General features: G+C 40.3%; 12 protein-coding genes and 1 tRNA gene. 6 read left to right on the top strand and 7 right to left on the bottom strand.

Going from position 1 to position 10,719, the window contains the following annotated elements:
- Together E7Z79_RS03350 and E7Z79_RS03355 are read left to right on the top strand one after the other, a co-directional pair.
- The coding region (locus E7Z79_RS03350) for a hypothetical protein (RefSeq protein ID WP_303738566.1) at nt 1-279 on the top strand (279 nt) is incomplete at its 5' end.
- Nucleotides 180-515, top strand: coding sequence for a translation initiation factor IF-2 N-terminal domain-containing protein (locus tag E7Z79_RS03355; protein WP_303738567.1), 336 nt, complete (start codon nt 180-182; stop codon nt 513-515). The genes E7Z79_RS03350 and E7Z79_RS03355, both read left to right, overlap by 100 nt.
- 193 nt (nt 516-708) lie before the next feature.
- On the opposite strand, the gene E7Z79_RS03360 is transcribed toward E7Z79_RS03355, so the two are convergent.
- The 5 genes from E7Z79_RS03360 to E7Z79_RS03380 form a co-directional block, all read right to left on the bottom strand.
- Entirely contained in the window at nt 709-1,896 is a 1,188-nt protein-coding gene (locus E7Z79_RS03360; RefSeq protein ID WP_303738568.1) for an aconitase X catalytic domain-containing protein, read from the bottom strand.
- Nucleotide 1,897: 1 nt separating this feature from the next.
- Nucleotides 1,898-3,232 carry a DHH family phosphoesterase gene (locus tag E7Z79_RS03365; protein WP_303738569.1) on the bottom strand — a complete coding sequence of 445 codons (1,335 nt, stop codon included), beginning with the start codon at nt 3,230-3,232 and terminating at the stop codon, nt 1,898-1,900.
- A complete protein-coding gene (locus tag E7Z79_RS03370) occupies nt 3,222-3,620 on the bottom strand; it encodes a 30S ribosomal protein S15 (RefSeq protein ID WP_303738570.1) in 399 nt (132 codons plus the stop codon). Before E7Z79_RS03370 ends, E7Z79_RS03365 begins: the two co-directional genes overlap by 11 nt.
- Nucleotides 3,621-3,679: 59 nt before the next feature.
- Entirely contained in the window at nt 3,680-4,231 is a 552-nt protein-coding gene (locus tag E7Z79_RS03375) for an XTP/dITP diphosphatase (protein WP_303738571.1), read from the bottom strand.
- A gap of 138 nt (nt 4,232-4,369) precedes the next feature.
- Nucleotides 4,370-5,968 (bottom strand): bifunctional N(6)-L-threonylcarbamoyladenine synthase/serine/threonine protein kinase, encoded by a 1,599-nt coding sequence (locus tag E7Z79_RS03380; protein ID WP_303738572.1) that lies wholly within the window; start codon nt 5,966-5,968, stop codon nt 4,370-4,372.
- A gap of 81 nt (nt 5,969-6,049) precedes the next feature.
- Between E7Z79_RS03380 and E7Z79_RS03385 the strand changes: the two genes are divergently transcribed.
- On the top strand, nt 6,050-6,553 hold the full coding sequence (locus E7Z79_RS03385; RefSeq protein WP_303738573.1) for a hypothetical protein: 504 nt from the start codon (nt 6,050-6,052) through the stop codon (nt 6,551-6,553).
- Nucleotides 6,546-7,610, top strand: coding sequence for a nicotinate mononucleotide-dependent phosphoribosyltransferase CobT (gene cobT, locus E7Z79_RS03390; RefSeq protein ID WP_303738574.1), 1,065 nt, complete (start codon nt 6,546-6,548; stop codon nt 7,608-7,610). Before E7Z79_RS03385 ends, cobT begins: the two co-directional genes overlap by 8 nt.
- A 32-nt stretch (nt 7,611-7,642) precedes the next feature.
- On the opposite strand, the gene E7Z79_RS03395 is transcribed toward cobT, so the two are convergent.
- Complete coding sequence (locus E7Z79_RS03395; RefSeq protein ID WP_303738575.1) at nt 7,643-8,476, bottom strand: undecaprenyl-diphosphate phosphatase; 834 nt, start codon at nt 8,474-8,476, stop codon at nt 7,643-7,645.
- Nucleotides 8,477-8,489: 13 nt separating this feature from the next.
- Nucleotides 8,490-9,413, bottom strand: a complete 924-nt coding sequence (locus E7Z79_RS03400; protein ID WP_296786062.1) for a branched-chain amino acid transaminase — start codon at nt 9,411-9,413, stop codon at nt 8,490-8,492.
- A gap of 124 nt (nt 9,414-9,537) precedes the next feature.
- Here E7Z79_RS03400 and E7Z79_RS03405 point away from each other — a divergent pair.
- Both E7Z79_RS03405 and E7Z79_RS03410 read left to right on the top strand, forming a co-directional pair.
- A tRNA-Val gene (locus E7Z79_RS03405) sits at nt 9,538-9,609 on the top strand.
- A 267-nt stretch (nt 9,610-9,876) separates the two neighbouring features.
- On the top strand, nt 9,877-10,704 hold the full coding sequence (locus E7Z79_RS03410) for a F420-dependent methylenetetrahydromethanopterin dehydrogenase (protein ID WP_296786059.1): 828 nt from the start codon (nt 9,877-9,879) through the stop codon (nt 10,702-10,704).
- Nucleotides 10,705-10,719 lie beyond the last annotated feature (15 nt).

Consider the following 10,719-nt stretch of genomic DNA (forward strand, 5'->3'; position numbering starts at 1 on the left):
ATCGTCAGGGTAACCAAGGCGGTCGGAATGATTTCCGCAGTGGCGGCAATCATCAAGGCGGCAGCAGACCTGCGCAAGGTGGCGGTCGTCCTGAAAGAGGAAACAGCGGGCAGGACGCTCGATTCAAAAAGCCTGAAAAGCCGGGTAAGAGTTTCGTTCCGGAAGCTCCCGTTAAGGATATGGAAAAGCCCAGAACCGACGAAAAGCGCAGAAGCAATCAGGAACGTGACAAGAAGTCAAGAAAAGACTTCTTCTACGAGGAAGAGGATGGCGCATTAAAGGGAAAGAATAAACCCGGTAAATTTATTAAGCCGGAAAAGAAGGTAGAGACGGTAGTGGAAGAACAGATTAAGGTAATCACCATTCCGGAATCTCTTACCATTAAAGACCTTGCCGACAAGATGAAAATGCAACCTTCTGTTATTATTAAGAAGCTCTTTTTGCAGGGACAGATTGTGACCTTGAACTCTGAAATTTCCTTTAAATCGGTAATAATAACCTTATGTCCTAAATAATTAAGCAGCCTTGCAACAGGCCTGCTTGCATTTCCGGCACCAACAACTAAATAATTCATAAGTGGTCTTCCTCACAATTTCTATTATAATAATTTATTTATGTTATTTAATTTAATAGTTTGGAATTGGAAGAAAAAAATAAATCAGTGCAAAAAGTTTCAAAAAAAAATAGTTAAGAGCATTAAAAGAATGCTCATTGGAATTTAACAAGATTTTCAACATCATCATAGACAACATCAAGTCCGCACATTGACGGAACATAGTTTGCTGCCTTTGCGGAATTTACACCAATGACCTCAAAGCCCATATCCTCGATAGGAGCTACGACCATACAGGTGTCGCATACGACATTACCGCCCGCAGATTCGATTATTTTAGTGTAACCCATTCTGTCAGCTGTTGCCTTTACGCTTACTGATGTGCAAATCCATAATTTGTTTTTAATTGTCTTACCTTGAACGATAGATGCGACTTCCTTAATCTCTTCAAGTGATGCGTGAGGACAGCCTAAACAGACCAGATCAATTTCTTTGTCGGTTGTAGTCAGGCTTTCACGGGTTTCAGCGATTTCCTTATCGGAAATGAACATTATGTCTTCGACATCTTCTTCACCGGCAAGCTGATATTCCGGAGTGATGTTTTCCATGTGATAAAGCGCCACTGAACCTGATGATGCAAGAGCCGCTCCCAAGGTTTTGAGATTATTGTTGTTTGGAGCATTCTGTAACTTGAAGTACGGAACTCCTCCACCAACAACCTTACCGATAATGTAGCCCAATGCTCCAAAATCAGCACCTTTAAGGTCAGTTGTAACATTTACAACAAGGTTGGCTTTTCTGTTCTCATCCAAGTGAAATCCGTAAAGCGGAGTTTTACCGACAATAGCCGCAGCGAGTGCGGCAGGTCCTCCTTCACGGTTTGTGCGAGCACCGATTACTGAGTTTACATATGCTACAGCAGATGATTCTGACCATGATACGTGATCCCTGAATCTTGGAACGTTACCAACCAAATACGGAGTGCAAGTGCATGTCTTTGAAATTCCCAAATCGGCGTAGGCATCGACAATTTCATTCTGCTTTATTGCAAAATCCTTTGGAAAACCCAGCTCTTCCCAGTTATCCAAATCTGTTCCCGGCGGGTTGAGTGAGGCGTTGATTGTAGCCTTTCCGCTTCCGTCACGTGCCAGATCCTGCAAGTATTCCAAACCTGCATCTCCAATAGTTTTATAGGAAACGCCTGATACCTGAGCGGAAGTGATATCGACCAGTCCGGAAGCACCGTAAATGTCTCCTAGCGCAACTAGGATATCCATGCTTTTACGGATGGTCTCTCCATACTCTCCGTCACACATTTCCTGTTCTTCTTTTGTTAAAAACATATTAATCATTACTCAATTGATATTCGACCATTTCATCCACCAAGTGCAGGAATTGGTCTTTTGCCTCGTAAGGTATCATTGCACCTGCAGCAATGTCATGTCCTCCACCGGTTCCCATGAAGTTGTTTGATGAATCCTTGAGGGCTTGACCCAGGTTTACACCTTTTGCAACCATGTCACGGGTTGTACGTCCGGAAATCTTGATGTCCCTGTGAAGTCTTGACATTCCGATGACAGGCTTTGATGCATCCAGAAGCTCCACTGACAATCCTATACTTGCAATTGTTCCCATCACGGATTTCAATACCTTATCCTCAGAATATAGGTATTGAATTGAGTTCAACTGTTCGGCACCATTCTTTTTGACCCATTCAAGGCCTTTGACTATCTGGTCCCTGTATTGGCGTTGGAGCCTTTGTGCAGCCTCAAGTGCCGGACCTCTCTCACCAAGCGCAATGCTCAATCCGAGTCCCGGTTTCTTGTTTTTGCCGCATGCATCGAGAATATAGGAATACTCTTCCAAGTCACGAAGCAATGGGGTTTCCTTGGCAACAGTATAGCAATCGCCAAAGATATCTGGATTGACACCGACCAAAGCATCCTTCAGAAGATCCTTTTCCTCATCCTCCAGGTCTGTGAATTTGATGCCGTAGGACAGGTTCATCCTTTCCAGAAATTCCTGGGATCCTTCCAAATCCCCACTGATTCCCGGCAAAGGCGGTGAGAAAGTGTAGGCGAGTGATTTGAAAATAGGCTCTGTAGCTTTTGAAACTATTTTCAATCCTTCATGGATTTCGACTACGCCGCTTTCCTGTGCATCATTCAGTATTTCCTTGTTCATGCCTGTAAAACCGTCTTGACCCTGCATATCACCAAATGCACCAACAAGTGCAAAATAAGCCAGGTGCTTTTTGTCAAGGCCACGGACAGTCAAATAAGCTGAACCTGCACCGCACAAGTCCCTGCTTCCATCAATTCCAAACAGATGAGGGTTCAAGTGGACTACATTGCTTTCAGACTCTGTATCATCCACCTGGTGGTGGTCAGCAACTATAACATCATGCTTATAGGAGTTGAATTCCTTGATGAATGGACTTCCCATGTCTGAAAAGATGAACAAATCATACTTTTCGCTTCTAAGCTGATTTACGTTTTCATCCTTTAGACGGGGAAGAATTGTTGTGTGGAACTGAACATCCTCTTCAGCTAAAGCATTCGCTATAACTGCTGCGGCTGATATACCATCAGCATCGTTATGAGAAATTATTCTGATAACGCTATCATTTTCAATATGCTCCTTAAGCATATTGCAAGCTTCGTCAGCTCTATTTAACAAGGAGTGCTGCTTCTCTTGGATTATATCTCCAACCTTCTGGTAATGCACCTTCACTTACATAGTAAGATGCTAATTTTCTGATTCTTGCTTCGATGATAGTTAATCCTCTTTTGGAGTGTAAGTCCTTAGGATTTTCTTCTAAGTGGTCTCTGATGTTAACTGCTCTTCTGATTAAGTTTAATAAATCTTCTGGGTATTCACCAGCTTGACCGTTTCTTTTTAAGATTTGAGTGATTCTTTCACCAGTTACATCTTTAACTGATGGAATTCCGTATTGGTCTCTTAAGATAATACCAATTTCGGAAGTACTTTTACCTTCTCTGTTAAATTTTAAAATCATCTCTTCAATTTCTTCGTCACTGTAAGTTACCCATTCTGGTCTTGCCATAATATAAACCTCTTTAAATTTTTTAAATCTTAAATAAGCCCAATAAACAGAAAATAATGTTATTCTTGACTGGAATACCATTCAATAAATTTTTTTAATGAATTTTTCCTATGTGAAAATTGGTTTTTCTCATCAGTTGTGAGTTCTCCGAAGGTCTTGCCTTCACTAGGAACATAAAATAAAGGATCAAATGCGAATCCTAAATCTCCTCTTTCTTCAACTGCGATTTCACCTTCGACCTTGCCTAAAAAAGTCTTGGGCTCAGAATTGGGGGCGCAGTACCCAATAACTGACCTGAATTCGGCATAACGGTCAGAAACATCGGTTAATAGCTTCAAAATTCCCTGATTTCCAATGGTATCTTGAACATAATGTGAATATGTCCCCGGAAATCCATTCAAAGCCTTAATGAATAAACCAGCATCTTCCACAATCACAGGTTTGTCAAGCTTACGACTGGCATATTTTGCGCCTGATAAGGCCACTTCCTCAAGAGTTCCTTGGGGTTCTTCATAGCCTAAATCAATATGCTCAATTTCAATGCCGTAATCTTTGAAAATATTCTCTGCTTCTTTTACTTTATGTTCGTTACCAGTTATAAATGTTATCATATTTTTAATTATATTGATGATTTTTTTTATATGTGTTGATTTTTTGATGCAAGACAAAATTAAATCTGACCCAAAAAAAGTAACTATTAATTATATAGCTTATTTTTTTATAGCCCAGTTGAGAAATTAATGATATTTTTAGTGGGTATAACGTCCGCGAGACTCAATATCTGAAATCACATTCAAGATGGACTTATCCCCATAACCGTCCAGCACGCAATCAAAGTATTTGACGGCCAGATTATAATCAATACTTTGCAGGGACTTTTTCAAAACAAGCAAATCAACTGCTTTGTCCTCTTTCAGCTGTGAATATCTTCCAAGCCCGAAATCTATGAAAACCAGATTGTCATCCTGAAGCATTATGTTGGATGATGTGATGTCTCCATGGATAATGTCATAGGAGTGCAATTTTGAAATTTCCTCACCAATCCTGAATGACAAATCCTCATCAATGACATCCTTGACCATGACACCGTCAATCTCTTCCATCACAATTGCTTTGCGGTCCAAGTCGACATCATATAGAACAGGAGTCCTTACGCCTGCCCTTTTGGCATCAGACAATAGTTTAGCCTCTTCCTTGGTTCTTGCCTTTCTGATCTTGTCATCAATTTCCGGAATTCTGTAGCCTTTAGGAATCCTGTCCTTGATTATAGCCTTTTCACCCAAATATTCGCTTTTGACAATGTTGGATTCGGCTCCTTTTGCAATCAGCTCATCAGGAAGAGTAAGATAAGTTTTGGTATTGTCAATCCAAGGAATATCCACCTCATCTGTTCTGAACTTTTGGATAATGCCCGTTTCAGTCAAATCCATCGGTCCGAATTCCTTACACATCAACAAGCCCAGCCATGCAATCATGACCCCATTGTCGCCGCAAAGCTTCATTTCCGGCATGTAGAATTTGGCGCCATGCTCATCTGACATTGTCTTTAGCATTTCGCGCAATCTTGAGTTTGCAGATACTCCTCCGCAAAGCATGACCTCATCCTTTTGGGTGTGTGATAGGGCACGCTCGGTTACCTCAACAAGCATTGAAAAGGCAGTTTCCTGAAGTGAAAAGCATACATCTTCAATTGGAGTTCCCTTTTGCACTTCCCTTATGGCCGCTGAAAGCAGTCCTGAAAAGGAGAAATCCATTCCCTTGACAACATATGGCAAATCAACATAAGATCCTTTCTTTGCAAGCTTTTCAATGACCGGTCCGCCAGGATGTCCAAGACCGGTTTCACGGCCGAAATGGTCAAGGCAGTTTCCGACTGCAATGTCCAGGGTTTCACCGAAAATACGATATCTTCCACTTTCATAAGCTATTACCTGACTGTTGCCTCCACTTACGTAAAGTGATACGGGGTTGACGGCACCTGTGTCAAGCTTGCCGACCTCAACATGTCCTATACAGTGATTGACACCGATTATCGGCTTTTTGAGTGACAGTGCCAGAGACCTTGCTGAAGTGGCTACGATTCTGAGTGCAGGACCCAGGCCCGGACCCTGTGAAAAGGAAATCAAATCAAGGTCATCATATGACAATCCGGATTCCTCAATTGCCTGAAGTATAAGTTTAGGAATCCATTCGGCATGATGTTCGGCAGCCAAACGGGGATGAATGCCACCCTCTTCTGGAAATAGCTGCTTTCCAGCCATTGCAAGAATATTTCCATCGCTGTCAACAATGCCTACACCGGTTTTTTCTGCTGTTCCTTCAATTCCTAAACATATCAAGATAATCATCTGGGAAAATTTAATTAATTAGTATATTACTACTTATGAATATAAAAATATTTTTTAATTTCAAAAAACATAAGTGAAAGTATGGGATTTTATAGTGCAAATACTCCAGAACAGAAGAGAGTAAAACAATTGACCGGAGATATCAACATCAACGATATGTTCAAAAACGAATGCAACACTCGTGGAATACCGATTTACAATGCATACAACATTCAAAAGAGACTGATACACGAAGTGGAGCAGGAACAGCTGGTTGGCGTTGACCAAGTGGACGAAAGACTGATGGAACTTTTGGACGAAAGAGGAAAAAACAAGGTGACACACAGATATGTTGACTTTGTCTCAAGAGAGGACAGCGCTTCAAAGGGAGTGATACCTAAAAGGCCTGATGAAGAATCTTCACTTCCTCCAAAAGATCAGATAAGAATCCCACCAAGAGCAAGAGACGGACAGACATTCAAGACAGACAATGAATTGTCACAGGAAGAAATGTTGAAGAAAATCATGCTCCAGAACAAAAAGATTATTAATCAAAACAAGATTATAATTGACTTATTAAAAAAGCAAGGTGAGAATAATGATTGATGGAATTACAACCTACGGCTCAACCGATTTGATTGAAAAACTTCAGGAAGCGGAAGACGAAGCCGTATTTTTGCTTACAATAGGAACAACTGAAACCTCACTGATAGACGGAATTTCAGGAGCCGGCCCATCTGCGGACCTGACCGAATACACACCTGCAGGCGATGCCGAATTCATGGTTCTCGGAGAAGTTAGATGTTGCGAAGCCCCTGCAGAAACCGTGGTTGGAGACGCTGCAGCACCGACACCTGCAAGGCTCACAAAGGCATCACTCCAGCTTGCAAGCATTCCGTTTGTCATTGTCGATGCAGGTTCCAAAATCAAGCCCGATGTCGAGTATGTCAATTTGGGAAAGGATTACGGTAGAGACATAAGAACCGGAAAAGGAGTCTTAAACCCATTGGAAATATTGGAAAATGCAAAGGATTTGGGCAATGAACTGTCACAAAGGCATGAAATGCTAATTATCGGTGAAAGCATAGCTGCAGGAACTACAACAGCCCTTGGTGTCCTGAAGGCATTGGGCTATGAAGCAAATGAGAAGGTCAGCGGAAGCATGCCTCACAATCCTCACGACCTGAAATCAAAAACAGTGGATGAAGGCCTTGAAAATGCAGGAATAACACCTGGCGAAGCAGATGCAATCCAGGCAATCGGTGCGGTGGGAGATCCTACAATCCCTGCAATCGCAGGAATAGTATTGGGTTCAGACATCCCGATCATTCTGGCCGGAGGAACACAGATGGCCGCAACCTGCGCCGTAATAAAATCCCTTCAGCCAACATTTGACTTTTCAAGAATCAATCTGGCCACCACAGTATTCGTTGCAGGCGACGAGACTGCAGACCTCTTCGGAATTTTAGAACAAATTGACGACAACATCACAGTCCATGCGGTAGATCCTAGATTTGAGGAATCTGAACATGAAGGATTGAAAAACTACCTGAAAGGATTCGTCAAGGAAGGTGCCGGAGCTGGCGGAGCAATGTTTACAGCACTCGTTTTAGGAAATTCCGTTGAAAAACTAAGAAGAAAAATAGAAAAAGTTTGTAAATAGAGATTAATTACAATCTCTACTTTTTTTAAATTTTAAAATATGTGAGCGATTGAGCCCATAAAGACCAATAAGCCCATCAACCAACAGTAATAAGCGAAAATATCCAAGCTCTTGTTTTGTATCAAATCAAGCATCCACTTGATAGCCATATAACCTGCAATTATTGATGCTATAAAACCTAAAAATACTGGAAGGAAGTTTGCATCCATTGCAGAGCCTATGTCCTTAAGCTGCAATACAAAAGCTCCTAGAATTGCTGGTATTGATAATATGAAGCTGAATTTAGCTGCAAATTCTTTGTTTAGACCTATTGTCAAACCTGCGGCAATTGTTGTTCCTGAACGTGAAAGGCCAGGCAATATTGCACAAGCTTGACCTAAACCCATGAACAATGCTTCTTTTTTAGTTATTGTATTATAATTGATTTCTCCGCTTGTCATCCTTTGTGAAAGATACAGAATTGTACCGGTTACAAAAAGGAAAAATGCCGGAACGTACAGTGCACCTGAAAATAAAGCATCTACAGAGTCTTCAAACAGCACTCCCACAATACCAACAGGAACAGTGGCTAAGAGAACATACCATGCAAGCCTCTTGTATGGATCCTCATAGAATCCTTCCTTGAATCTTCCGTGAATGATATCCTGAATGCTTAACCACCATGACGATAACATTTTGTAGATATCATATCTGAAAAACCACAATACCGCAATTAATGTTCCCAAATGCAGAAAAGTGTCAAAAGCCAGGGAGCTTTCAACTCCCAGAATCTTTTGAATGAAAACTAAATGTGCCGAACTACTAACCGGCAGGAATTCGGTCAGCCCCTGAACGATACCGATTATAATTCCCTGAATTATATCCATAGACTACACCGATTTAAATGTAAGATAACCAGTTGTATTTATCTTCAGTTTTAGCTTCTACAATATCAAAGAAAGCGGTTTGTATCTTTTCTGAAATTGGTCCTCTTTTACCGATTCCAATGGTTCTGTGGTCAATTGAACGGATTGGAGTAACTTCAGCTGCAGTTCCTGTGAAGAACACTTCATCAGCAGCGTATAATCTTTCTCTTGAAATTACTTCCTCTACAACTTCATAGCCTAAATCACGTGCAATTGTCATTACTGAATCTCTTGTAATACCTTTGAGATTTGATGAGGACATTGATGGTGTGAACAGTTTTTCGCCTTCAACGAGGAATATGTTTTCTCCACTACCTTCGGAAACATGCCCTTCATAATCGAGCATGATAGCTTCGTCATAACCGTTATCGATAGCTTCAAGTTTAGCCAATTGAGAGTTCATGTAGTTTGCACCACATTTTGCAAGTGCAGGGAAGGTGTCAGGTGCCGGTTTTCTCCAGGATGAAACCCCGATGTCTACACCGTTTGCCATTCCTTCTTCACCTAAATATGATCCCCATTCCCAAGCGGCAATAACCACATTGACAGGACAGTTTGAAGGGTCAACTCCAAGTTCCCCATAGCCTTTGAATACGATAGGGCGTATGTAACAGCCGTCTAATTCATTGACACGAACTGTTTCTAGGATTGCCTCTTCGATTTCTTCTTGTGTATATGGAATTTCAATCTTATAGATTTTTGCAGAATCAAACAAACGTTGAACGTGCTCTTTTAAACGGAATACTCCTACACCGTTTTCGTTTTTATATGCACGAATTCCTTCAAAAACACTTGTACCATAATGGACAACATGAGAGAGTACGTGAATGTTTGCGTCTTTCCAGTCTACCATGTTTCCATCAAACCATATTTTACTAGCTGTGTCATCCCAAGCCATTTTATCACTTCAAAATTTTTTACAATAATAAATATTGTTTTTATCATTATTAAAATATATTCATAGACAGAATTTGGAAAAACAGTAAAGTATATATAATAGTAAAATCATAATAATATTTGTTGGTTCCGTGGTCTAGTGGTATGATACCTCCCTTACAAGGAGGGGATCACGAGTTCGAGTCTCGTCGGAACCACTCTGATTTTTTTTTAAATATTTTACATTTAGTCTACTTTTTCATTCTTTGAAAATGGTAATTTTTAACTAAAAATTTGGCATATTTTAGATTATTTTTAATAGAAAAATTCCATAAAATACTTCAATTGTATAATCTTTTATATATAAATTACTAAAATGAATAGTTTTCATATAAAATCTTAATATACTGATTAAAAACATTAAATAATAAAATTTAAATAGTTTTTGAATGAAAAATATTAGTATCAAATATGGAGACAAAATTATGGTAGTTAAAATTGCTATTATTAAAAGTGGTAATATTGGTACTTCACCAGTAATTGACCTATTGTTAGACGAAAGAGCAGACAGACCAAACATCGATGTAAGAACCTTTGGATCTGGAGCAAAAATGAACCCAGAACAAGTAGAAGACGTCGTACCAAAAATAGACGCTTTCGAACCTGATTTCGCAATCTTCATTAGCCCAAACCCAGGAGCACCTGGACCAGCTAGAGCAAGAGAACTCTTATCCGAAAAAGACATTCCTGCTATTATCATCGGTGACGCACCGGGTAAAGGTAAAAAAGATGAAATGGACGAACAAGGTCTCGGATACATCATCGTTATGTCTGACCCAATGATCGGTGCAAAAAGAGAATGGTTAGACCCAACTGAAATGGCTATCTTCAACTCTGACATCTTAAAAGTATTAGCTGAAACTGGTGCATTAAGATTAGTCCAAAAAACCATTGACACCGTAATCGAACAAGCAGAAGCTGGTGCAATCGAATTACCTAAACTCATCATTACTGCTGAAAAAGCTGCAGAAGCTGGTGGATTCGCAAACCCATACGCAAAAGCAAAAGCTATCGCTGCATACGAAATGGCAGGATCCGTTGCTAACTTAGACATGAAAGGTTGTTTCATGACCAAAGGTTTCGAAAACTTCATCCCATTAGTAGCTGCTGCTCACGAAATCGCTGCATGTGCTGCTAAATTAGCACAAGAAGCAAGAGAAATCGAAAAAGCAAATGATACTGTTTTAAGAACCCCTCACATGAAAGAAGGAAACCCAGGTTGTAAAACAGACTTAATTTCAAAACCAGAATAAGTAGTTTAATTACTA

Origin of the sequence: Methanobrevibacter thaueri, from assembly GCF_015062905.1 — an archaeon.
Classification (GTDB): domain Archaea; phylum Methanobacteriota; class Methanobacteria; order Methanobacteriales; family Methanobacteriaceae; genus Methanocatella; species Methanocatella thaueri_A.

Coding starts and splice junctions, on each gene's coding strand:
- E7Z79_RS03355 (WP_303738567.1), top strand. CDS start 180: ATGGAAAAGCCCAGAACCGACGAAAAGCGCAGAAGCAATCAGGAACGT.
- E7Z79_RS03360 (WP_303738568.1), bottom strand. CDS start 1,896: ATGTTTTTAACAAAAGAAGAACAGGAAATGTGTGACGGAGAGTATGGA.
- E7Z79_RS03370 (WP_303738570.1), bottom strand. CDS start 3,620: ATGGCAAGACCAGAATGGGTAACTTACAGTGACGAAGAAATTGAAGAG.
- E7Z79_RS03375 (WP_303738571.1), bottom strand. CDS start 4,231: ATGATAACATTTATAACTGGTAACGAACATAAAGTAAAAGAAGCAGAG.
- E7Z79_RS03380 (WP_303738572.1), bottom strand. CDS start 5,968: ATGATTATCTTGATATGTTTAGGAATTGAAGGAACAGCAGAAAAAACC.
- E7Z79_RS03385 (WP_303738573.1), top strand. CDS start 6,050: ATGGGATTTTATAGTGCAAATACTCCAGAACAGAAGAGAGTAAAACAA.
- cobT (WP_303738574.1), top strand. CDS start 6,546: ATGATTGATGGAATTACAACCTACGGCTCAACCGATTTGATTGAAAAA.
- E7Z79_RS03395 (WP_303738575.1), bottom strand. CDS start 8,476: ATGGATATAATTCAGGGAATTATAATCGGTATCGTTCAGGGGCTGACC.
- E7Z79_RS03400 (WP_296786062.1), bottom strand. CDS start 9,413: ATGGCTTGGGATGACACAGCTAGTAAAATATGGTTTGATGGAAACATG.
- E7Z79_RS03410 (WP_296786059.1), top strand. CDS start 9,877: ATGGTAGTTAAAATTGCTATTATTAAAAGTGGTAATATTGGTACTTCA.